Here is a 21,541-nt window from a genome sequence, read left to right as displayed (position 1 = left end):
ATCCACGAGGATCTGGAGAGGCTGGCTCACTGTGGCCCGTGCATTGCCCCGAACACTGACCGCGGCCGTTGTCGCGATACTCGCCGCAGGCTGTGCGGCCGACACCACCGAGCAGACCAGCCGGGCGGACGGCGAGGGGGTGACAATCCAGAACTGCGGTATCGAGGTGACCGTCGACCAGCCGCCCGAGCGCGTGTACGCCGCCTATCAGCCCGCCACCGAGATCGCTCACGCGCTCGGCATCAGTGATCGACTGGTCGGCACCGCCTTCCTCGACTCGCAGGTACTGCCCGAGTACGCCGAGGCTCAGCAGGGAGTGCCCTACGCGGCGCAGCTCCCGAGCCGTGACGGCCTGCTCGCCGCACAGCCCGACTTCGTCCTCTCCGGCTACAACAATTTCTTCTCCGAGGGCAGCGGCGACACCAGCGTCGGAACCCGAGCCAGCCTGGCAGAGCTGGGTATTCAATCCTGGATCCTGAGCCCGCTGTGCCCCAGCGCAGACGGACTCTCCGATGAGGCCATCGATCCCGCGTCGGTGCGCGTCGACACGATCTACCAGGATCTGCGCGACCTCGGCAAGATCTTCGACGCCGAGGACCGGGCCGACACCGCGATCGCCGAACAGCAGGAGCGGATTGCCGCTGTCGAGCAGACAGTCGCCGGTGCCGAGCGCCCGTCCGTGGCCATCATGCTCATCGACGAAGACGGCGGATACCGCGTCGCAGGCGGCATCGATTTTGGCACCCAGATTCTCGAACACGCCGGTGGTGTCAATGCTTTCGCCGATCTGCAGCAACGCCGCCATGTCGATGTCGACATCGAGGAGCTGATTCGCCGTGACCCTGATGTCATCCTGACCAGCGTCTGCTGCGACATCTCCTACACCCGCGAGAGCGGCGCCCAGGAGGCTGCCACACTGGCCGCCAATCCCGCACTGGCCGGTGTCGCGGCGGTGAAGAACGGTCAGGTGCACCCCTACCTGTTCTCCGATCGGGCTGCCGGCATCCGGGCTGCGCACGCCGTTGAGGTGGTGGCCTCGATCCTCCATCCCGACCTGGTCAACTGACATTCGCCGGGGCCTGCTGCAGGGCGGCTGGAGCCGACTGCTGGGACTCGCTGTCGCGGCAACGATATTCGCCGGGGCGGCGGTGGCCTCCGTCCTGATCGGGAACTACGCGGTCACGATCGACGACGTGATCGCGGCGGTATCCGGTCCGCCAGAGACCGATCTGGACCGCATCGTGCGGCACATCCGGATTCCCCGAACCGTTGCCGGAATCCTTGCCGGTGCCGCCCTGGGCATTGCCGGTGCCGTGATGCAGGGGATCACCCGCAACCCGCTGGCCGGGCCGGGGATCCTCGGCATCAATTCCGGTGCCGCGCTGGCGGTCGTTGTCGCCATGACGTTCCTTGGTGTCACGACCGCAGCGGGATACGTCTGGTTCGCCTTCGCCGGAGCAGCGGTCGCAGCGGTGTTCGTCTACGCGCTCGGGTCGCTCGGCCTGGGTGGAGCGACCCCGGTCAAGCTGGCGTTGGCCGGTGCGGCATTCACCGCGTTCGTGGGCGCCATCACCTCCGCGATCACGCTTTTCGATGCCACCACCCTGGAGGACTTCCGATTCTGGGTCGTCGGATCGCTGACCCGCGCCAACGGCACATCCCTCACGGCGGTGGCACCGTTCATCGCGGCCGGGATCTGCGCCGCCATCGTCACGAGCCGCACCCTCAACGTGCTGGCACTGGGCGACGAGATGGCGCGCAGCCTGGGTACGAGACTGTGGTCGGCACGTCTGGCGGCCGCGCTCGCGGTCGTCCTGCTGGCGGGCGGCGCCACCGCGATCGCCGGACCGATCGGCTTCATCGGGCTGGTGGTCCCGCACATCGCGCGATTGATCACCGGTCCGGACTACCGCTGGATCATGGCGTGGACGGTGGTGCTCGCGCCGACACTGCTTCTGCTCGCCGACATACTCGGCCGAATCCTGGTGTCCCCGCAGCAACTCCAGGTCGGCATCGTCACCGGCTTGGCCGGTGCTCCGGTCTTTCTGTACCTGGTGCGCAATAGGAAGGTCTCCGGACTGTGACCAGTACTCGGGATGGCGTCGTCATGGCCTCCGGCGGTGGCCGCATTGCGATCAGAATGAGCCGCGCCGGCAGTCTCATCGCGGTCATCAGCTGGCTCGCAGCGGTTTTCGTGGCCGCGATATCGCTCACGCTCGGCGAATTCCCGATCGCGGTCGGTGATGTACCGGCCATCCTGGCCGGCGGCGGCACCCCCATCGAACGCGATATCGTCGTCGGCGACCGTCTGCCCCGGGTGCTCACCGGCCTCGGTGTCGGCGCGGCGTTCGCTTTGTCCGGCGCCATCCTGCAACGCATCGCCACCAATCCGCTGGTGAGCCCGGACGTCATCGGCATCAACTCCGGTGCGGCCCTTGGCGCGCTGATCGTGCTGACGGTGATGGGCGGCAGTGGCATGACACTCGTGCTGGGCGCACTGATCGGTGCGCTCGTCACGGCGGCCGCCATCCTGCTGATCGCCTACAAACGCGGCCTGCACGGGTTCCGCCTGGTGCTGGTCGGCATCGGCGTCGCCTCGGTGCTCACGTCGGCAATCTCCTATCTGCTCACCCGCGCCGATACCCACGAGGCCATGACTGCCGCGGTCTGGTTGACCGGCAGCCTGGCCAACCGGAGCACCCTGCACGTCGCGGTGATCGGCGTGACCCTGCTGGTCGCCGTTCCGGCCGTGGCCGTGCTGGCCCGTCATCTGCAGTTACTGGAACTCGGTGACGACCTCGCCAAGACCCTGGGAACACGGCAAGTCCACCGCGTGGCACTGGTTCTCGTGGCGGTGACGCTCGCCGCGATGGCGACCGCCGCGGCCGGGCCCATCGGGTTCGTCGCGCTGGTTGCCCCGCAGATCGCCCGGCGCCTGCTGGCCGAACGGCACACCGGGCTGGCGCCGTCCGCGGCGATCGGCGCGCTGCTCGTCGTCGGCGCGGATCTGGCCTCGCGGATTCTGTTCGCCCCCATGGCGATGCCGGTCGGCATCCTCACCGCCATCGTCGGAGCCCCGGTGCTGTTGTGGCTGCTGGCCCGCGCCAATCGAATCGGAGCCGCCGGATGAGTACCCCGGACCTGCCGGTCAGGTTGACCGCCGAACGGCTCAGCCTCGGATATGCCGGTCACACCGTTGTCGAGGAGGTCAGTACCGAACTGCCCGCGGGCAAGATCACCGCCATCATCGGCCCGAACGGTTGCGGCAAGTCGACACTCCTGCGCGGACTTGCCCGTCTGCTGAGCCCACACAGCGGGCAGGTGCTCCTCGACGGGCGCGACCTCGCCGCGATCGCCACCCGTGAGCTCGCCGTCACAGTCGGGCTGCTCCCCCAACAACCGACCGCGCCGGACGGCATCACCGTCGCCGATCTGATCGGGCGCGGACGCCATCCTCATCAACGCTGGTTCCGGCAGTGGAGTCCGGCCGACGACGAGGCCGTCACCCGTGCGCTGAGCGCCACCGGACTGAGCCACCTCGCCGATGCGCCCGTCGACGAGTTGTCGGGCGGTCAGCGCCAACGGGTCTGGATGGCGTTGGCGATCGCCCAGGACCCGGAGGTGATGCTGCTCGACGAGCCGACGACCTATCTGGATCTGGCCCACCAACTCGATGTGCTCGGTCTGCTCACAGACATCAACGCACAGCTACGGCGCACCATCGTGCTCGTTCTGCACGATCTGAACATGGCCGCCCGGTATGCCCATCACCTGATCGCGATGCGCGACGGCGAGCTCATCGCCCAGGGACTGCCCCACGACATCGTCACCGCCGACATCGTGCGGGAGGTCTTCGGCGTCGAGGCCACCATCATCACCGACCCGGTCACCGGCTCACCGCTGGTACTGCCCCACTCCCGAACGATCCACTGACCGGGCGCCCCGACCGCTCAGCTGGTCGGCCGGTCCATCGTGAACACACTCTCGGGTCCGATCTCGGAGTAGTTCGCCGGCCCACCGGCCCGCAGGATCGGCCGTGGGCCGGCGGTGTCATAGACGCCGTCGACCAACCACTGCTGATCGATGTGCACGGCCATCACCTGGCCGAGCACCATCCAGGTGTCGACGGGCTTGCCTTCGACATCGGTGAGCTGAATGAGTTGAGTGAGTTGGCATTCGAAGTTGACCGGGCTCTCCAGCACGCGCGGCGCGGCGACGGTGGTCGAGTCGACGGCGGTCAGCCCGCTGCGGTCGAATTCGTCCTCACCGGACGGGAGCGGCGCGGAGGTCTCGTTCATGGCGGTGGCGAGTTCCCGGGTCGCGAGGTTCCAGACGAACTCTCCGGTGGCCTCGATGTTGGCCACGCTGTCCTTCCAGCCGACCGAGGCGAAGCCGATGATCGGCGGACGGTAGTTGAAGCCGTTGAAGAAGCTGTAGGGCGCCAGGTTGCGCACACCGTCGGCGTCGCGGGTGGAGATCCAGCCGATCGGCCGCGGTCCGACAATGGCGTTGAACGGATCATGCGGCAGCCCGGTGCCCTCAGCCGGCCGATAGAAATGGGCTCCGTCGCCTGCCATGACACCTCTTCCGGTCCGCCTGGAAAAAGCAAAAGAACCGCCCGAGGGCGGCTCTTGCTTGTGGTCCCGACTGGGATCGAACCAGTGACCTTCCGCGTGTGAGGCGGACGCTCTCCCCCTGAGCTACGAGACCGGGGAACGAGGACGAAGACTAGCACGCGCCTACCGGGTAGCTGGAATTGGCTGGTCAGGGTGGCGCCAGTTTTCACCCAAACCGGGCTGCCCAAAGACCCATGCGCGGGTAGACATAAATCACACGACCCGACAGTGAGGATTGAGATGGCACGTCATCAAGCGGTTCATGTCGCATCAGCCGGCGCAGCGCTGGAACTCGCCGAGGTGGACACCACCTCGCCCGGCCGCGATCACGTCCGCATCGCGGTACAGGCCTGCGGTGTGTGCGGCACCGACCACGCGTTCGTCAACGGCGCCTTCCCCGGGCTCACCTGGCCGCTGACGCCCGGGCACGAGATCGCCGGCACCATCGCCGAGATCGGTGACGGTGTTCAGGATTACGCGATCGGTGACCGGGTGGCCGTCGGCTGGTTCGGCGGACACTGCGGGCGTTGCGTGCCGTGTCACCAGGGTGACTTCATCCACTGCGCCAACGGTCAGATCCCGAGCTGGCACTACCCCGGCGGCTACGCCGAGTCGGTGACCGTCCCGGCCAATGCGCTGGCCCGAATCCCCGACGAGCTGTCCTTCGCCGAGGCCGCCCCGATGGCATGCGCCGGTGTCACGGTCTTTCACGGGCTGCGGGAGACCAGGGCCAAGCCCGGCGACCGGGTCGCGGTACTCGGCGTGGGCGGTCTCGGACACCTCGGTGTGCAGTTCGCCCGCGCGATGGGCTTCGAGACCATCGCGATCGCCCGCGGTGCGGACAAGAAGCAGGACGCCCTCGACCTCGGTGCGCACCACTACGTCGACTCCAAGGCCGGCGATGTGAGTGAGGCGCTGCAGGCGCTCGGCGGGGTGTCGGTGGTGCTGGCGACGGCAGCCAACTCTCAGGCCATGGCGGACACCGTGGGCGGGTTGTTGCCGCGCGGGGAGTTGATCGTGGTCGGTGTGACGCCGGATCCGCTGCCCATCAGTCCGCTGCAGCTGATCACGCCCGGCGTGAGCATCACCGGTCACCCCTCGGGCACCGCGCGCGACGTCGAGGACACCTTGAAGTTCGCCGTGCAGTCCGGGGTGCGGGCCCGCATCCAGGAGCTGCCGCTGGCTCAGGCCGCCGAGGCGTATGCGGCGATGGACACCGGCAAGGCCCGCTACCGGATGGTGCTGACGGTCTGAGAATTCGCCCTGACCAGGTCTCGTTTCGCCGCTAGGGTCGCACCATGATCCTTCGGGTGCTCGTCGTCGCCGGTGCCGTCGCGACGCTGTGTGCGGCACCGGCTGCCGCCGAAGACGGTTTCGTCGACTTTGTCTCACCGAGCGGCAACGTCGGCTGCGTGCTCGACGTCGACTACGTCCGCTGCGATATCGCCGAACGGGACTGGGCTCCCCCGCCGCGGCCCGCGGACTGTGAGTTTGATTACGGCCAGGGCATCGCGATGGGTCCGAACGAGCCAGCGACCTTCGTCTGCGCCGGGGACACCACGCTGGGCGGTTCCACCCCGCTCGCCTACGGCCAGTCGATCGTCCGCGGGGACCTGAAATGTGACAGCGCGGAGAGCGGTATCACCTGTCTCGACCGCAACACTGGTCACGGCTTCGCGATCGCACGCCAGGTTTACCAGCTGTTTTAGATCCGATTGCCGTGTCGTTTCAAGTGATTTGTAGTTACTCGCATGGTTGGACTAATGTTCCTTTCCGCACCGGGTGACGATCTCATCCGAGGCACGCGGACGTGGCGCAGTTGGTAGCGCACAACCTTGCCAAGGTTGGGGTCGCGGGTTCGAATCCCGTCGTCCGCTCGAAGGTGCAGTGGCATCAACCCCAATGGTGGAGTGGCCGAGTGGTGAGGCAACGGCCTGCAAAGCCGTGCACACGGGTTCGATTCCCGTCTCCACCTCCAAAGTTTCGACCCGGCGCGATTAGCTCAGCGGGAGAGCGCTTCCCTGACACGGAAGAGGTCACTGGTTCAATCCCAGTATCGCGCACCACAGTTCGTACAGATGAGGGCCCGGTTTCGACCGGGCCTTTTTCATGCTTGGGCCACAGATCACGGCCCTGCCGAGGGGCCACCCTCCCCTGGCGTGGTGTCCCACTGACGCCCACAGTCGAGACAGGTAGCTGACTTACGCGCCGACTGCTGTTCCCTGCGCGTCTTCGTGGTCTCTAGTTTGTGTCCCCGCAGTAGACACCACCATGGCCCCAACATCGCTTACACCGCCTCCCCCACCCGCCCGGCCGTCAGCGGCGTCACCACCGTGTTGCCCTGATCCCCGCACTCGTTGGTATCGACGACGGTGGTGAGCGCACCGGTGAACGAGCCGTCCGGGCGCGGGGTGAAGCCCAGCGTCACCGTCGTCCAGGACTCCCCCGCGACCGAGCCGTCGTCGTAGGTACAGGTGGACTTCACCCGCGCGGGTGCGATGTCCTCCCATGTGCCATTGGTCAGTTTGAACGTCAGCGTGCGGGCACCGGGCATGCGCGCCCGGTCCTGGCCCAGCACCTCGCCGGTGGCGATGCAGTCGGTGTCCGTGCAGGCCGACGTCAGCGACAGCCAGTCCTGGGCCGGCCCGGCAGCGGCGCCCTCACCCCAGTTGGTGTTACCACCGACATCGCGGTAAGTGGCCTCATCCCAGTGGTATTCGACGCGGTACATCCCGTTGAGGAGATCGGGTCGCGGGGCCGGCTCGGCGACCGGGTCATCACTCAGGAACCACACCACGACACCCGAGGCGGCCGCGATCACCACGACCGCCGCGGCGACGGCGAATGCGGTGATCCGCCCGGGTGTGAAGCGTGGCGGCTCGGGCTCCGGGTCCTCGTCGAACGCCCACGCGTGCGCCGCCTGGGTGTTCGCGTCCGCGACACCGGAGAGCTCGGTGGGTGCACCGGCCTCGGCCATATAGCCGGTCGGTTCCTCGCTCTCCGGCGGCTGCGTCATAGCCCGGACACTAACGAACTACGACTTGACCGTCAGCATCCAGGCCGGAACCCAATGCGTCACCGGCCTTTCCGAAGCGCCGAAGGTGATCGAATACGTCACCAAACCCCACCAGGCCCCCTGTTCACACAGCCCCCAGCAGGTCAACTGCCCCTCGACCACCTTGTGCATCTGCAACCCGAGCGGGTGATAGCGCCCCCACTGGCAGTGCGGTTGCCGTGGGAAAAGGGCGCCCAGATCGACCAGCACGGGACGCGGCGGGTCCACCCGGCGGAAGACGTCCCGCGCAGGCTGGCCGCCGTGCCCGATGCTCTGCATCTCACCCACTGTTCGATCATATGTTCGAAAGGGGCTGCCGGAAATACCGGGGACGAACTACCTGCCGTGTGCGTCGAAGAACTGCGCCGAAACCTCCGAGGCATCGAACGCGCGGGTCGCAGGGCCCACCTGGTTCGCCGGCAGGATCTCCGGGGCACCCGGCCAGGTGTGCCCACCGCCGTCGACGCGCAGGAACACGACCTCGGTGCCGGCATCGCATTCGTAGCTGACGCGTTCGGCGCTCGTCCCGTCACCGGATCCGGGCACCGGCGCGATCACCGGGTCCGGCGCGCAGCCGTTGAGTTCACGCCAGCGATCCACCACGGCGTAGGCCGCCAGGATGGTGCTCGGCCCACCACGCCCGATCATCGGCCCACCGTTGAACGGCACGATCGGATCGACGGTGCCCTGCGAGGTCAGCACCGACACCGGCTGCGACGGGTTGCATGCGACGTGATCGCCGAGGGTCGCGCCGATGGGAGCGACCGCGGCGAACATGTCCGCCCGCTGACACGCCAGCCGATTGGCCATGAATCCGCCCGCCGACAGCCCGGTGGCGAACACCCGGCCGGCCGGGATCCCGTACTCGGCCGTCAACCGATCCACAAGGGCGACAATGAATCCCACGTCATCGACCCCGGTGCGGTCCGGCACCGATGCGCCTCGTCCGTCGGCCCAGCTGAAATCGATACCGTCCGGGTACACCACCGCGTAGCCGTGCGCGTCGGCCACGGAGTCGTAATGGGTCAGCGCCGCGTGCTGCCCGCCGTTCTGACCGGCGGCATGCATGTTCACCACCAGGCCCTTCGGTGGCCCCGGCGGCAGATGCAGGTAGAACGTGCGCTGCAAGCCCCCGATGTCGATCTGAGCGTTCGGTGGTTCCGCCTGCGCCGCCGATACCGGCCCCAGCACGCACAGCAGCACCACCAGCAACGTCGCTGTGAATTTCCCCCTCACCCACGCGAGCTTAGAGGCGTCAGGTGTAGAGCGTCTCGAACTTCTCGATGGAACGCTCGATATCGCCCTTGACCGTGCGGGCGGCGACGGATCCGATCGGGCCGAACAGCGGCGGACCGCCGAGTTCGAGGGTCACCGCGAACTTACTTCCCGACGAAGTGGGCTTCACACTCAGCTTCAGCCCGTACTTGGTGCCGCCGACGCCCTTGCCCACGACCTCCAGCAGGTGCGGTGCATCCAGCTTGCGCACCGTCCAGGTGACGCGGTTACGCATGCCCTTCGCCCCGGCCACGCCGATCAGGGTGGTGCCGACGGTGAGCTCGTCGGGAATCTCGCTACGCCAGCCTTCGTGCATCACCAGCCAGTCCCCCAGCTCGTTCAGATTCGACGCGTGATCCCACGCCGTCTGTGGATCGAGCGACAGTTCGCGGGATAGTTCGAGCTTTGCCATGCGCCGAATGCTAGTAGCTTCGGTGTCGTGGACAGCAGCAAAGCCGACGCCAGCAATCTCACCGGAGTGTCCGAGACCGCTCTGCTGACGCTCAACGCCCGCGCGCACCAGGCCCGCCACCCCAAGCCCGTCATCGAGGATCCGATGGCGATCCAGCTGGTTGATGCGATCGAGTTCGACTTCGACAAGTTCGGCCGCAAGGGCCAGGAGATGGCGTTGCGCGCCGTCGGCATCGACCGGGCGGCCACCGCGTATCTGTCGACGCACCCTTCGGCCACCGTCGTCGCGCTCGCCGAGGGCCTGCAGACCAGTTTCTGGCGTCTGAGCGCCGCCCTGCCCGAGGCCGACTTCCGTTGGATCACCGTTGATTTCGCACCCATCGTCGAGCTGCGTCAGCGGCTGCTCCCGGCATCGGAGCGGATCACCAACCTGGCACAGTCGGCCCTGGATTACAGCTGGATGGATCAGGTGGACACTGACAAGGGTGTGTTCATCACCGCCGAGGGACTGCTGATGTACCTGCAGCCCGAGGAGGCGATGGCCCTGATCGCCGAGTGCGCCAAACGCTTTCCCGGTGGCCAGATGATCTTCGACCTGCCACCGGTGATCGTGAAGAAACTGACCCGCAAAAACGGTATGCGCTCCTCGCGCCGGTACCGGGTGCCGCCGATGCCGTTCAGCCTCTCCCCCGCCGAGCTGGCCGACCTGGTCAACACGGTTCCCGGTATCCGTGCCGTACACGATCTGCCCATCCCCAAGGGCCGCGGATTCCTGTTCGGCAAGCTGTTTCCCGCCTACTGGCAGTGGAATTGGAGCAAGCAGTACCGGGGCGCCTACACCCTGCTGGAGTTCGGCTGATGGCCCGTACCCGCTACGTCGCCCTGCTGCGCGGCATCAATGTCGGTGGCAAGAACATCATCGCGATGACGGACCTGCGGGCGGCACTGGAGGCGCACGGCCTGGAGAACGTCAGCACCTACATCCAGTCCGGCAATGTGCTGTTCGAGACCGACCGCCCCGCCAAGACGCTGGAGAGCGAGATCGAGGCCGCGCTGGAGAAGGCGTTCAAGGTCCCGCTGGTGGTGGTGCTGCGGTCACATCGCCAACTCAAGAGCGTGATCGACAAGGCACCCAACGGGTTCGGCACCGACCCGGACACTTACTACTCCGATGCCGTGTTCCTCAAGGCTCCGCTGACCGCCAAGCAGGTGATGGGCATCGTGGCGCTGCGCGACGGCGTCGACCAGGCCTGGCCGGGCACCGGCGTGGTCTATTTCGCGCGGCTCGGGGCGCAGCGCACCAAGAGCAAGATGAGCAAGATCGTCGGCACACCGGAATACAAGCAGATGACGATCCGCAGCTGGACCACGACCGTGAAACTGCTCGGGCTGCTGGACGCTCAGAGCCCCAGCAGGTAAGCAATGCAGGCGATCACCGGCACGGACGCGATCGTGGTGATCAGCGTGGCGTCGCGCGCCAGTTTCTCGCCGCGTTCGAACACTGAGGCATAGGTGTTGAGGTTCTGCGCGGCGGGCAGGGCGGCCAGCACGGTGGCGATGGCGGTCTGTTCCGGCGAGAGCCCGAACGCCCAGCGGGCCAGCACATAGGCCAGGGCAGGCATCAGCAGGACCTTGAACACGATGGCCAGCCAGAGATCGACCCGGCCTTCCTTGCCCTTGCCTCCGGTCTGGGTGACCAGGGCGATACCGAAGGCCAGCAGCACGGTGGGGATCGCGAGATCGGCCAGCAGTTCCAGCGGTTGGTGGATGGCCCGCGGCAGTTCTATCCCGGTGAACGCGAGTACCGTGCCGATGGCACTGGCGACGATGATGGGATTCGTCACCAGGTCCTTGATCTGAGATTTCACCGAACCCGAATCCCGGCCCGCGGAATTGATGATGGCGACACCGAACGGCACCAGGAACACCGTCTGGAACACGATCAGCGCGGAAACCTCGGTGGTGCTACCCAGGACGTAGGCACTCAGCGGGATACCGAGATTGCCGGAGTTGACCCACGATGCGGCCCACGCGCCGATGGTGGCATCGGCACGGTCGCTGCGCCGCACCGTCACCGCGATCGCGAAATAGATGCCGAACATGATCATCGTGGTGAGCGCCGAGACCAGCAGCGGCAGTGAAAAGACCTGCGATGGTGTCGAATCGGCGAGCGAGAGCAGCAGCAGCGCGGGCACCCCGACGTGGAAGGCCACCCGGTTGAGCACCATCCGCGCGTTGTCCCCGAGGACGTTGCGGCGGCCCACGATGGCACCGACGACAATGATGATGGCGATGACGGCGAAGGCTTCCAACACCGCCAGCACTGCACACCCCTTCCCGCGCGAATTTGATCAGGCAATTATCCGCCACGCCGTCGACGGCGCGTCGCTAGCCCATTAGTTGGCTAGCCACATATTTCGGTGTAAGTTATGTGGCTAGCCAACCAATTGGTTCACACACGAAGGGGAGCCACCATGAAAGCCATCCAGTTCGACCGTTTCGGCACCACCGCCGAACTACACCTCGTCGACATCAAGGCACCGCAACCCGGTCCGGGACAGCTGCGGGTACGGGTCCGTGCCGCCGGCGTGAACGCGCTGGACGGAAAGATCCGCTCGGGCGCGATGAGCGCGGCCTTCCCCACCCCGCTACCCGCCATTCCCGGCTTTGAGTTGGCCGGGGTCGTCGACGCCGTCGGCGACGACGTGCACGAGGTGTCGGTGGGTGACCACGTGCTGGGCTGGTCCGATACCGGCGCCTACGCCGAGTACGCACTGGCGAGCACCGTCACGATCAAACCGGCCGACCTCAGTTGGGAGCGCGCCGTTGCCCTGCCCATCGCGGGCGCCACCGCCGACGGCGTCCTCGACCTGCTCGACATCAAGCACGGCGAGGTTCTGCTGATGCACGGTGCCGCCGGCGCAGTCGGGACGGTCGCGGTGCAACTCGCGCTGGCCCGCGGTGCACGCGTGATTGCCACCGCCGGAGCGGCGAACCAGCACTATCTCGCCTCGCTCGGCGCCACCGCCACCGTCTACGGCGAGGGCCTGGTCGAACGGGTGCGGGCACTGGCACCGGGAGGGGTCGACGCCGTGTTCGACGTGGCAGGCAAAGGCTCCCTCGAGGATTCGATCACACTGCGTGACAGCACCGACCGCATCGTCACCATCGCCGATTTCCGGGCCCACGAGCTCGGTATCACGTTCGCCAGCGGGCCCACCGAACGTTCTTCGGCACGCCTGTCCCAGCTCGCCCGGGACGCCGCCGCCGGAACGCTGATCACAACCGTCACGGCCTACCCGCTCGAGCGGGCCGCGGCCGCCCAGGACGCCAGCGACGCCGGCCACACCCGGGGCAAACTGGCGCTCACCGTCGACTGAGAGGACCTTTCATGCCCGACTCCACCGCGCCCTTCGACGAGGGTCAGGTCAGTTACGCAATCTTCGAACTCGCGCGCGCCCACCGCGGTTACGCCGCGGCACTGCTGCGCCGGATGGATCTTCACCCCGGTCAGGAGCTGATCCTCATGCATCTGCATCACCGGGATGGCCAGACGCAATCGGAGCTGGTCGCCAGCGTCGGCGTCGACCACTCGACGATGTCCAAGGCGCTGCGCCGCATGCAGGAAAGCGGGCTCATCGTCCGCACCCCCGACAAAGACGATCGGCGCGTGTCGATCAATAGTCTCACCGCCAAGGGTGAGGCGATGCGCGCGCCCATCGCGGCGATGTGGCGCGAGCTCGAAGACGTCACCACCCAGAACCTGACACCCGAACAGACCAACACACTGCTCGCCGCGGCGCGCACCATCATCGATTCGATCAACACTCGGCCCCCGACAGTGGGCCCTCCGGAAAGCGAAAACACATGACCGCCAATGCTTCACCACTGCCTGTCCTCGTTGTCGGCGCCACCGGCAACCTCGGCGGCCAGGTCGTCGACGAACTGCTCAAGCGCGGCAAACGCGTACGAGCTCTCGTCCGGCCGACCACCGACGCGAGCGCACTGGAGAGCCGCGGCGTTCAGATCGCCCGCGGTGACATGCTCGACATCGAGTCACTCGTCACGGCGATGACAGGTGCGGATGCGGTCATCACCACTGCAGCCGGCTATACCCGCGGCGGCAACAGTGCCACCGATATCGACACCGTCGGCAACGCCAACCTCGCCCAGGCCGCACACCGCGCCGGAATCCGGCGCTTCGTCCTGACCAGCATCCTCACCAGCGACCAGACCCCCGGCGTACCGCACTTCTGGCACAAGAAACTCGCCGAGGACAAGCTCGAGGAACTCGGCGTCCCGTTCGTCGCGCTGCGGCCGGGCGCTTTCCTGGACCAGATCGCGACCATGGGCGGAGATCCGATCAAGAAACGCCGCATCCTCTGGATCGGTAAGCCCGATTCACCGCTGACCTTTGTCCTGATCTCCGACCTCGCGCACTACCTCGCCGCGGCCGTCGACGCCGATACCGTCGACGGCGATCGGATCGATATCGGTTGGGACCGGCCGGTCGCCGTCAAGGAGGCCGCCCGACTGATCGGTGAGGCCACCGATCACCACATCGCGGTGCGTGCGATCCCGGCACCGGTCGCCCGATTCGCCGGCACGGTGCTGAGCCCCTTCCTGCCGATCGTCAAGGACATGGCCGCCATGTTCAGCTGGTTCGATACCGGCAACTACGTCGCCGACACCACCCGACAGGCCGAATTGTTCGGCCCCGCACCGACCGCCGAAGACGCCACCAAGCGACTGGGACGCCGGCTCACCGCAGCGACCGACCGATGACAGCACCCGGGGTCAACGTGCCGCGAGCTCCCGCAACACGAGATCGGTTGCGCTCCAGTCCATGCACTTGTCGGTGACGGACTGTCCGTAGGTCAGCGGACGCGCTTCGGGGGCCTGGGCGCCGGCGACCAGGAAGCTCTCCAGCATGACGCCGCTGACCGGCAATCCGTCGCGCACCAGCTGAGCCACCTCGGCGGCCACCCCGGCCTGCCGCACGTGGTCCTTACCGGAATTGGCGTGGCTGCAGTCGATCACGACCCGGCCCGGAAGGCCGGCGGCGGTCAGCTTGGCCGCCGTGTCGCGTACCGAGTCCGCGTCGTAGTTGGGTCCGGCGGTGCCGCCGCGCAGGATGACGTGGCAGTCCTCATTGCCCTCGGTGTTCACCAGCGCGCCGCGACCCATATCGTCCATGCCGAAGAAGACATGCTGGGCGGCAGCGGCTTTCACGCCGTCGACGGCGACCTGGATGTTGCCGTCGGTGCCGTTCTTGAAACCGACCGGCATCGAAAGTCCCGACGCCAGCTGGCGGTGCACCTGGGATTCGGTGGTGCGGGCCCCGATCGCACCCCAGGCGACAGCGTCCGCGATGTACTGCGGGCTGGTGGGTTCCAGGAATTCGCACCCCACCGGCAGGCCGATGTCGATGATGTCGAGCAGCAATTGCCGTGCGGTGCGCAGGCCTCGGGTGACATCGAAGGTGTTGTCCATGCCGGGATCGTTGATCAGGCCCTTCCAGCCGATCGTGGTGCGGGGCTTCTCGAAGTAGACCCGCATCACGATCTTGAGCCGGTCACCGAGTTCGTCGGCGACCTTGACCAGTCGGCTGGCGTAGTCGAGGGCCGCCTCCGGGTCGTGTACCGAGCAGGGACCCACGACCACGAGCAGGCGATCGTCGCGGCCGGCCAGGATGTCGGCGATCTCGTCGCGGTCGCGCGCGACGCGTTCGGCACGGCGGGCGCCCAGCGGGAACTCGGAGAGCACCTCATGCGGGCTGGGGATTTCGCTGAAACTGCGTATCCGCCGGTCCGACGTTGCGGGTGCGGTGGCGGTCTGCGCCAGGTTCACGATGGTGCCTTTCTGGTATGGGCACCTGAGTGACATCCCGGGCGCCCTTGAATGACGAAAGGCAGCGACCAAAAGTGGTCACTGCCTGGGCTCCGGGTGGATGCGTGCTTAGTGCTGCGCTTTATCGGCTCCGCCCGGAGCCTCGATAAAGCGCCAATAGCCGGCGCGCACGCGGATGTTCACGAGGGTGAGATTACACCGCGGTCGACGAACGTCAAAAGTGGGCCCGGATCATCAGCCACCGCCTCCACCACAGCCGCCACCGCCGCATCCACCACCTCCGTCGCCGAAACCACCTCCACCGCTGCCGTCTTGCCGCCACACCTGCCCCCGGCGTTCACGATCTTTGCGGGCCGAGCTCTCACACCACAGGTAAGCCCCCGCCCCGCCGACGAACGCGGCCAGCGCAAGGAGGGCCAGCACTACGTTCATCAGCTCCCACCCCCACCGCAACCGCCGCCGCAACCCCCACCGCAGCCCGCACCACCGTCACCGCCGCTGCCGGGAAAACCGTCCGGCCCGATCCCCACCGCTCCAGCGGATCCAGCAGCCCACATCCGCTTGGACCGCCGGTTGCGCACGTCCTTGCGCTTGCGCTCGTGGTAACGCTCGACCGCCGGGCCGCCGGGTGCGCGGTCCTCCCGAGTCTGCTTGGGCCGCAATGCGGCAACCTCACGCCGGTACTTAACCTCGGGAGTCTCGGCAGCCAGCAGCCGGGCCCGTCGCCGCCGGCGCGCGACAACCACCGTGACAGTCACCGCGGCGATCATCACGACACCGATCGCGACGCCCAATTCCCCACTCATGCGCGAAGATTACGCTCGCCGAACCGGCTCTCCTATCCCCCGAGCGTGGGACAGCCCGTGGGATGAGTCAGGGCTTGAGACGCCAGGCGTAGCCCGCGATGCCCACTCCGATCAGCGCGATGATCGGCCCGAGCACCGACCACGTGGTGGTACCGCTCATCGGACTGCCGCCGACCACCCCGAATCCCTGGAACGCGAAGAGCGTTCCGAACATGGCGACGACTATTCCGATGACCAACACCGCGATACGCATACCGTCGACAGTAACCTCAGCGTCGATGGCTGAAACCCCGTTCCTGGACCGCACCCGCGACGGTTATGACCGCACCGCCGCCGGATACGTCGCGGCATTCCAGTACCACCTGGACGACAAACCCCTGGACCTCGCCGTGCTGAAGGCCTTCACCGACATGGTGCCGCCGAACCAGCAGGTCATCGACATCGGCTGCGGCACCGGCGCGGCCACCACGATCCTGCGCGACAATGGTGCACAGGTATCGGGAATCGATCTGTCGCCCAACATGATTGCCCAAGCCCGCAGGCTTCATCCGGACATCGGCTTCAGCGTGGGATCGATGACCGACCTCGACCTGCCCGATGCGTGCGCCGGCGGCGTGTGCGCCTGGTACTCGGTGATCCACATCCCCGACGATCAACTGCCCGCGGTGTTCGCCGAGTTCCACCGGGTGCTCATCCCGGGCGGCGTGGCGCTGCTGGCCTTCCAGATCGGCGATCGGCCGCGCCACCTGACCGAGGCGTTCGGCGAACGCGTCGACCTGCTCTTTCACCGCCGCCGTCCCGAGGCCGTCGCAGAGCTGCTGAACGACGCCGGCCTGCCCGTGCACGCCCGACTCGTCCGAGAACCCGAGGGCGACGGTGTTGAATCGACACCGCAGGGGTATCTGATCGCCCGCAAACCCGCACCCACCAGTTGAGGAGCACACCGCATGACCGAACGCTTCGAAGTGCAGCGCACCATCGCGGCACCGGCCGCCGACATCTTCGCGGTGCTGGCCGACCCGCAGGGACACGTCGCCATCGATGCTTCCGGGATGTTGCAGGACGCCACCGGGGCGCCGGCGCGGCAGGTGGGCGATCAGTTCGTCGTGCACATGGATCGTGAAGCGCTCAACGACTTTCCGATGGGCAAGTATGACGTCACCGTCGACATCACCGAGTTCGAGCAGGACCGGTTGATCGCCTGGACGATCCTGGGTCAGATCAAACCGCAGATCGGCCACGTCTACGGCTACCGCCTGGAACCGACCGGCGACGGGACGCTGGTCACCTCGTTCTACGACTGGTCCAACATCACCGACAAGTGGCGCGAGGCAGGCATCTTTCCGGTCATCCCAGAGAGCGCGCTGCGCGCCACCCTGGGCATTCTGGACCGGACGGTGCGGCGCGGCTACCCGCAACCCTGACGTCAACTCGTAGTTGACGAAACCACAGAGTCAACCTACGGTTGACGCATGACCGATTCCGTCAGCCTCGACACCCTCATCCGCGCCATCAAGTCCGTTCACACCGACGCCCTCGAGCAACTCACCGATGCGGTACTGGCCGCCGAGCACCTCGGCGAGGTCGCCGATCACCTCATCGGCCACTTCGTCGACCAGGCCCGCCGCTCCGGCGCCTCCTGGACCGATATCGGCACCAGCATGGGTGTCACCAAACAGGCCGCCCAGAAACGCTTCGTCCCCAAGGCCGATGCCGCCGGCATCGACCCCAACGAGGGCTTCGCGCGGTTCACCCCGCGTGCACGCACCGCCGTCGTCACCGCCCAACGCGTCGCCCGCGACGCGGAGAACATCGAGATCGGCCCCGAACACCTGATCCTGGGGCTGCTCGGCGACACCGAATCCTTGGCCATCGCGATCCTGCAGGCCCAGGGCGCCGAACCCGATCAGATCCGCGCGGCGATCACACTGCCGCCCGCGACGGGCCAGACACTGGACCTGGTGCCCTTCAGCGGCCCGGCCAAGAAGGTGCTGGAATTGACGTTCCGCGAAGCACTTCGCTTGGGCCACAACTACATCGGCACCGAGCACATCCTGTTGGCACTGCTGGAATCCGAGGACGGCGAAGGTCCGCTGCACGGTCTCGGCGTCGACAAGGACCGCACGACCGCCAAGCTCATCGAGCTGCTGGCCTCCATCACGGGAATGAAAGCGGACCCGTCGCTGTAGAACAGCTCATGGAACTGAACGCAGCAGCACGCGAGCTCATCGGTGCAGGGGTCGACACCACCCTGGTCACCCTCAACGCCGACGGCAGCCCGCAGGTCTCACTGGTCTGGGTAGCGCTGCAGTCCACTCCCGACGGTGACGAACTGGTGTCCGCGCACCTGTCGGACAAGTACCAGAAAGTGCGCAACATCCGGCGCGATCCGCGGGTCACCGCGACCATCCTGGGCCCCAGCCAGCCAGGTCAGCAGCGGCAGTACCTGTCGGTGACCGGCACCGCACGCATCGTCGAGGGCGGTGCGCCCGAACTGCTCAAGGAGCTGGCCATCGCCCTGCTCGGCTCCGACCAGTACTTCCCGCCGGCCGACGCACCGGACGGCTTCCTGACCCGGATCCGCATCGAATCCATCGGCGGTCAGGGACCCTGGATCGCCTAAACCGCCGAACACCGCAGTGTCGGTCGGGCATGTGCCATCATGCCAAGCATGCGATTGGCAAAGGTCCGCACCTGGTTCGCGGTTCTCCTGACGAGCCTGACCGCCGCGGTGGCAGTCGGCATCGCGCCGCCCGCCGCGGCTGCAGTCACTCCCATCGGCAACCTGGGTGAGACGTTGCGCGTGCAGTTCGACGACTTCGTCGCCGACGTGACGGTGCACGACGTGCTGGCCGTGCCGGTGCCACCGGGATGGGGCTGGAACGGCTCCCCGCGCTGGCGCGCCCAGGGCGGCCCGTGGCGGGCCGGTGTGACGGTGCACGTCATCTCCGCGCCCAACCCGTACAAGTTGTCCATCGCCACCACGTTCAGCGGCGTCACCCCCTACGCCGACGCCTACGCCGCCAAGCACACCGACGCCCCGGACGCGCTGGAGAAGGCACTGCTGAACGCGCCCCCCGGGTCCACCGTCAACGGTGGCGTCTACTGGGACGTCTACCGCGCGCTGGTCACCAACGTGGTGATGATCAACCCGCAGACCGGAACGCACCTGGCCCAGTGGAACATCTGGCAGCCCGGCGCTCCGCTGCCCTGATCGCCGTGCACGTCGAGGTACCCGGACCGGCAGATCTGACCGAGCTTGCCGCCGTCGCCGCCACCACCTTTCCGTTGGCCTGCCCGCCGGGCGTCACCGAAGACAACGTCAACGCGTTCATCGCGGCGAACCTGTCGGTCGAGGCGTTCGCCGATTACCTGAACAACCCGGACCGCGTGGTGCTGATCGCCCGCGACGACACCCGAATCCTCGGCTATGCCATGCTGATCCGCGGTGTGCCCGAAGACGCCGACGTGCAGCAGGCCGTGCCGCTGCTCCCGGCCGTGGAAATCTCCAAGATGTACACGCTGCCCGACGTACACGGCGCCGGGGTGTCCGCGGCGCTGATGGCCGAATCGTTGCGGCGCTGCGCACAACTGGGCGCGGCCAGCGTGTGGCTGGGCGTCAATCAGGAAAACCAGCGCGCCCAACGCTTCTACGCCAAATCCGATTTCCGGGTCAGCGGCACCAAGACCTTCCGCCTCGGCGACAGCGTCGAGAGCGATTACGTGATGGTCCGCTCGGCCTGAGTGCGCCCGAGGACGTCACGCACGGCGTCGAGCACCTCGTCGGGATGGGTGAGGTGCACCGAGTGCGTGGAACCCGGCCAGCAGAGCAGTGGTTCGCCGAGGGCATCCGCGATGCGCTGATGGGCAACATGTGTCGCACCGGTGGGCGCGCGATCCGCGGTGATGACGGCGGCGGGCACACGCGGCAGCCCGGTTTCGTCGAACTGCGCGGACAGTCCCGACAGCCCGCTCACCACCCGTCCGAGCCGGATCAGATCGGCTTCGGCGGCGACCCGTGAGTGGACCGCCGCGCAATCCGGCCGCAACCGCAGCCTGTGGGCCTCGCGCGCGGCTCCCTTCATCATCCGCGACCGAAACCAGCGGTGGATCACCGGGATTCGGCAGATGACGGCCACGGCGCGGAACGCGCGTTCGACACGGCGGCAGATCGCGGCATCGTTGATCGGCGTGACATCCAGCAGCACCAGACCGGCCACGTCGTCGGGATGGTCACGCGCGAGCAGCAGCGCCATCGCACCACCCAGGCTCTGGCCCACCACGACCACCGGCCCGGCGCCCTCCCGCGCGATCAGGTCATGCAGGTGCGCGGGCACCTGCGCCAGTGTCTCGGGAACGTCGTGCACGATGACCCGGCAACCGGGTTCGGCCGCAAGCGAATCCACCAGACCGGGGAAGAACCCGTCGCAGCGCGCACCGGCCCCCGGAAGCAGCAGTACCGCAGGCCCGGTCATTCAGTTCGATTGAGACTGCGCGGCGGCAGTCAGCGCCAGCATGCGCGAGGTGGCGCGCAGATACTTCTTGCGGAACCCGCCGGCCACCATCTCATCGCTGAAAATCGTGTCCAGCTTGGTGCCCGAGGCCAGAATCGGGATACCGGCGTCATACAACCGGTCCGTCAGCGCCACCAACCGCAGTGCCACACTCTGGTCGTTGATCGGGTGCACCCCGGTGATGAACACCTCGGTGACATCGTCGATCAACGCGTGATAGCGCGACGGGTGCATGGTCGCCAGGTGCGCACACAGCGCGTCGAAATCATCCAGTGTCGCACCGGGTTTCGCCGCTGCCGCGGTGCGCACCTGGTCATCGGTCAACGGCTCGGGTGCCGGCGGCAGCCCGCGGTGCCGATAGTCGGGGCCCTCGATGCGGATGGTGGTGAAGATCGCCGACAGCGTGTTGATCTCACGCAGGAAGTCCTGCGCGGCGAAGCGACCCTCCCCGAGCTGCTCGGGCAGCGTGTTCGACGTGGCCGCGATCGATACGCCGCGCTCCACCAGGGCGGAGAGCAGCCGGGAGATCAGCGTGGTGTTGCCCGGATCATCGAGTTCGAACTCGTCGATGCAGACCACCGCGTAGTCGGCGAGCAGGTCGATGCACTCGGTGAAGCCGAACACGCCGGCCAGCTGGGTCAGTTCACCGAAGGTCGCGAACGCCACCGGGGCGTCGCCCTCGGACATCGTGTAATACGTGGAGGCCAGCAGGTGGGTCTTGCCGACACCGAACCCGCCGTCGAGGTACACGCCGACGCCGGGCAGCACCTCACGCTTGCCGAACAGCTTCTTCTTGCCGGCCCGGCGTTCCTTGGCCAGCTCGCAGAACTTGCGGCAGTGCCCGACCGCCTCGGCCTGCGACGGTTCATTGGGATCGGGCCGGTAGGTGTCGAAGCTGACATCGGCGAACGTGGGCGGCGGGACCAGCTGCGCGACCAGCCGCTCCGGGGTGACGCTCGGCCGTCGCTCGACCAGACCCGCGACCCCGCCCGTGCTTTGCATGTCAGGCACCCT

28 protein-coding genes and 4 tRNA genes are annotated in these 21,541 nt (G+C 67.2%); 20 read left to right on the top strand and 12 right to left on the bottom strand.

What is annotated here, in order from left to right; genetic code table 11:
* Window positions 1-31 precede the first annotated feature (31 nt).
* The 4 genes from ASE48_RS20290 (at window position 32) to ASE48_RS20275 (ending at window position 3,933) form a co-directional block, all read left to right on the top strand.
* Window positions 32-1,066 (top strand): ABC transporter substrate-binding protein, encoded by a 1,035-nt coding sequence (locus ASE48_RS20290; protein ID WP_200962215.1) that lies wholly within the window; start codon window positions 32-34, stop codon window positions 1,064-1,066.
* Window positions 1,067-1,148: 82 nt separating this feature from the next.
* The gene (locus ASE48_RS20285; protein WP_235571366.1) at window positions 1,149-2,084 is read left to right on the top strand and encodes a FecCD family ABC transporter permease; all 936 of its coding nucleotides are present in this window, start codon (window positions 1,149-1,151) and stop codon (window positions 2,082-2,084) included.
* Window positions 2,081-3,130 carry a FecCD family ABC transporter permease gene (locus tag ASE48_RS20280; protein WP_235571363.1) on the top strand — a complete coding sequence of 350 codons (1,050 nt, stop codon included), beginning with the start codon at window positions 2,081-2,083 and terminating at the stop codon, window positions 3,128-3,130. Before ASE48_RS20285 ends, ASE48_RS20280 begins: the two co-directional genes overlap by 4 nt.
* Window positions 3,127-3,933 carry an ABC transporter ATP-binding protein gene (locus ASE48_RS20275; RefSeq protein WP_057168918.1) on the top strand — a complete coding sequence of 269 codons (807 nt, stop codon included), beginning with the start codon at window positions 3,127-3,129 and terminating at the stop codon, window positions 3,931-3,933. The genes ASE48_RS20280 and ASE48_RS20275 overlap by 4 nt, the downstream gene beginning before the upstream one ends.
* 17 nt (window positions 3,934-3,950) lie before the next feature.
* Here ASE48_RS20275 and ASE48_RS20270 read toward each other — a convergent pair whose 3' ends face one another.
* Together ASE48_RS20270 and ASE48_RS20265 are read right to left on the bottom strand one after the other, a co-directional pair.
* Entirely contained in the window at window positions 3,951-4,577 is a 627-nt protein-coding gene (locus ASE48_RS20270) for a flavin reductase family protein (protein ID WP_057168917.1), read from the bottom strand.
* A 61-nt stretch (window positions 4,578-4,638) separates the two neighbouring features.
* A tRNA-Val gene (locus ASE48_RS20265) sits at window positions 4,639-4,710 on the bottom strand.
* 146 nt (window positions 4,711-4,856) lie between these two features.
* Here ASE48_RS20265 and ASE48_RS20260 point away from each other — a divergent pair.
* The 5 genes from ASE48_RS20260 to ASE48_RS20240 all read left to right on the top strand — a co-directional run bounded on the left by ASE48_RS20260 (window position 4,857) and on the right by ASE48_RS20240 (window position 6,682).
* A complete protein-coding gene (locus ASE48_RS20260) occupies window positions 4,857-5,870 on the top strand; it encodes an alcohol dehydrogenase catalytic domain-containing protein (protein ID WP_057168916.1) in 1,014 nt (337 codons plus the stop codon).
* Between the two features lie 44 nt (window positions 5,871-5,914).
* Window positions 5,915-6,325, top strand: a complete 411-nt coding sequence (locus ASE48_RS20255; RefSeq protein WP_057168915.1) for a DUF6636 domain-containing protein — start codon at window positions 5,915-5,917, stop codon at window positions 6,323-6,325.
* Between the two features lie 95 nt (window positions 6,326-6,420).
* A tRNA-Gly gene (locus ASE48_RS20250) sits at window positions 6,421-6,493 on the top strand.
* A gap of 27 nt (window positions 6,494-6,520) precedes the next feature.
* Window positions 6,521-6,594: transfer RNA gene (locus tag ASE48_RS20245), tRNA-Cys, on the top strand.
* Between the two features lie 13 nt (window positions 6,595-6,607).
* A tRNA-Val gene (locus tag ASE48_RS20240) sits at window positions 6,608-6,682 on the top strand.
* A 221-nt stretch (window positions 6,683-6,903) separates the two neighbouring features.
* On the opposite strand, the gene ASE48_RS20235 is transcribed toward ASE48_RS20240, so the two are convergent.
* The 4 genes from ASE48_RS20235 to ASE48_RS20220 are packed head-to-tail and all read right to left on the bottom strand — an operon-like array spanning window position 6,904 to window position 9,358.
* A complete protein-coding gene (locus ASE48_RS20235; RefSeq protein ID WP_057168914.1) occupies window positions 6,904-7,632 on the bottom strand; it encodes a hypothetical protein in 729 nt (242 codons plus the stop codon).
* Window positions 7,633-7,650: 18 nt separating this feature from the next.
* Window positions 7,651-7,950 (bottom strand): hypothetical protein, encoded by a 300-nt coding sequence (locus ASE48_RS20230; RefSeq protein ID WP_442928741.1) that lies wholly within the window; start codon window positions 7,948-7,950, stop codon window positions 7,651-7,653.
* Between the two features lie 57 nt (window positions 7,951-8,007).
* Window positions 8,008-8,907, bottom strand: a complete 900-nt coding sequence (locus ASE48_RS20225) for an extracellular catalytic domain type 1 short-chain-length polyhydroxyalkanoate depolymerase (RefSeq protein ID WP_057168912.1) — start codon at window positions 8,905-8,907, stop codon at window positions 8,008-8,010.
* Between the two features lie 19 nt (window positions 8,908-8,926).
* Window positions 8,927-9,358, bottom strand: coding sequence for a type II toxin-antitoxin system Rv0910 family toxin (locus tag ASE48_RS20220; RefSeq protein ID WP_057168911.1), 432 nt, complete (start codon window positions 9,356-9,358; stop codon window positions 8,927-8,929).
* A gap of 27 nt (window positions 9,359-9,385) precedes the next feature.
* Here ASE48_RS20220 and ASE48_RS20215 point away from each other — a divergent pair, with 27 nt between their 5' ends.
* On the top strand, window positions 9,386-10,216 hold the full coding sequence (locus ASE48_RS20215; RefSeq protein ID WP_057168910.1) for a class I SAM-dependent methyltransferase: 831 nt from the start codon (window positions 9,386-9,388) through the stop codon (window positions 10,214-10,216).
* Window positions 10,216-10,776, top strand: a complete 561-nt coding sequence (locus ASE48_RS20210) for a DUF1697 domain-containing protein (protein ID WP_057168909.1) — start codon at window positions 10,216-10,218, stop codon at window positions 10,774-10,776. The genes ASE48_RS20215 and ASE48_RS20210 overlap by 1 nt, the downstream gene beginning before the upstream one ends.
* Here ASE48_RS20210 and ASE48_RS20205 read toward each other — a convergent pair.
* Entirely contained in the window at window positions 10,758-11,681 is a 924-nt protein-coding gene (locus ASE48_RS20205; RefSeq protein WP_057168908.1) for an AEC family transporter, read from the bottom strand. The genes ASE48_RS20210 and ASE48_RS20205 overlap by 19 nt on opposite strands.
* 150 nt (window positions 11,682-11,831) lie before the next feature.
* Here ASE48_RS20205 and ASE48_RS20200 point away from each other — a divergent pair, with 150 nt between their 5' ends.
* Genes ASE48_RS20200 through ASE48_RS20190 form a run of 3 tightly spaced genes read left to right on the top strand, consistent with a single transcriptional unit; the run spans window position 11,832 to window position 14,142 of the window.
* A complete protein-coding gene (locus tag ASE48_RS20200) occupies window positions 11,832-12,737 on the top strand; it encodes an NADP-dependent oxidoreductase (protein WP_057168907.1) in 906 nt (301 codons plus the stop codon).
* Window positions 12,738-12,748: 11 nt separating this feature from the next.
* Complete coding sequence (locus ASE48_RS20195; RefSeq protein ID WP_057168906.1) at window positions 12,749-13,228, top strand: MarR family winged helix-turn-helix transcriptional regulator; 480 nt, start codon at window positions 12,749-12,751, stop codon at window positions 13,226-13,228.
* Complete coding sequence (locus ASE48_RS20190) at window positions 13,225-14,142, top strand: SDR family oxidoreductase (RefSeq protein WP_057168905.1); 918 nt, start codon at window positions 13,225-13,227, stop codon at window positions 14,140-14,142. The genes ASE48_RS20195 and ASE48_RS20190 overlap by 4 nt, the downstream gene beginning before the upstream one ends.
* 12 nt (window positions 14,143-14,154) lie before the next feature.
* On the opposite strand, the gene ASE48_RS20185 is transcribed toward ASE48_RS20190, so the two are convergent.
* The 3 genes from ASE48_RS20185 to ASE48_RS20180 all read right to left on the bottom strand — a co-directional run bounded on the left by ASE48_RS20185 (window position 14,155) and on the right by ASE48_RS20180 (window position 16,266).
* Window positions 14,155-15,207, bottom strand: coding sequence for a 3-deoxy-7-phosphoheptulonate synthase (locus ASE48_RS20185; protein ID WP_057169022.1), 1,053 nt, complete (start codon window positions 15,205-15,207; stop codon window positions 14,155-14,157).
* Between the two features lie 431 nt (window positions 15,208-15,638).
* Window positions 15,639-16,013, bottom strand: coding sequence for a hypothetical protein (locus ASE48_RS33005; RefSeq protein ID WP_162264248.1), 375 nt, complete (start codon window positions 16,011-16,013; stop codon window positions 15,639-15,641).
* A gap of 67 nt (window positions 16,014-16,080) precedes the next feature.
* A complete protein-coding gene (locus ASE48_RS20180; protein ID WP_057168904.1) occupies window positions 16,081-16,266 on the bottom strand; it encodes a hypothetical protein in 186 nt (61 codons plus the stop codon).
* A gap of 25 nt (window positions 16,267-16,291) precedes the next feature.
* Here ASE48_RS20180 and ASE48_RS20175 point away from each other — a divergent pair, with 25 nt between their 5' ends.
* The 6 genes from ASE48_RS20175 to ASE48_RS33490 are packed head-to-tail and all read left to right on the top strand — an operon-like array spanning window position 16,292 to window position 19,757.
* Window positions 16,292-16,948 (top strand): class I SAM-dependent DNA methyltransferase, encoded by a 657-nt coding sequence (locus ASE48_RS20175; RefSeq protein WP_057168903.1) that lies wholly within the window; start codon window positions 16,292-16,294, stop codon window positions 16,946-16,948.
* A 12-nt stretch (window positions 16,949-16,960) separates the two neighbouring features.
* On the top strand, window positions 16,961-17,437 hold the full coding sequence (locus ASE48_RS20170) for an SRPBCC family protein (protein ID WP_057168902.1): 477 nt from the start codon (window positions 16,961-16,963) through the stop codon (window positions 17,435-17,437).
* Between the two features lie 48 nt (window positions 17,438-17,485).
* A complete protein-coding gene (locus tag ASE48_RS20165) occupies window positions 17,486-18,202 on the top strand; it encodes a Clp protease N-terminal domain-containing protein (protein WP_057168901.1) in 717 nt (238 codons plus the stop codon).
* Window positions 18,203-18,210: 8 nt separating this feature from the next.
* Window positions 18,211-18,636, top strand: coding sequence for a PPOX class F420-dependent oxidoreductase (locus ASE48_RS20160; RefSeq protein WP_057168900.1), 426 nt, complete (start codon window positions 18,211-18,213; stop codon window positions 18,634-18,636).
* 48 nt (window positions 18,637-18,684) lie between these two features.
* On the top strand, window positions 18,685-19,227 hold the full coding sequence (locus tag ASE48_RS33495; protein ID WP_057168899.1) for a hypothetical protein: 543 nt from the start codon (window positions 18,685-18,687) through the stop codon (window positions 19,225-19,227).
* Window positions 19,227-19,757: a GNAT family N-acetyltransferase gene (locus tag ASE48_RS33490; RefSeq protein ID WP_057169021.1), complete on the top strand. Its 531-nt coding sequence runs from the start codon at window positions 19,227-19,229 to the stop codon at window positions 19,755-19,757. Before ASE48_RS33495 ends, ASE48_RS33490 begins: the two co-directional genes overlap by 1 nt.
* On the opposite strand, the gene ASE48_RS20145 is transcribed toward ASE48_RS33490, so the two are convergent.
* Window positions 19,733-20,488, bottom strand: coding sequence for an alpha/beta fold hydrolase (locus tag ASE48_RS20145; protein ID WP_057168898.1), 756 nt, complete (start codon window positions 20,486-20,488; stop codon window positions 19,733-19,735). The genes ASE48_RS33490 and ASE48_RS20145 overlap by 25 nt on opposite strands.
* A complete protein-coding gene (gene zapE, locus ASE48_RS20140) occupies window positions 20,489-21,529 on the bottom strand; it encodes a cell division protein ZapE (protein ID WP_057168897.1) in 1,041 nt (346 codons plus the stop codon).
* Window positions 21,530-21,541: the final 12 nt, after the last annotated feature.

Source organism: Mycobacterium sp. Root265 (assembly GCF_001428895.1).
Lineage (GTDB): Bacteria > Actinomycetota > Actinomycetes > Mycobacteriales > Mycobacteriaceae > Mycobacterium.
The sequence above is the reverse complement of the archived record's forward strand: the minus strand, read 5'-3'. Positions and strand labels throughout refer to the sequence as shown.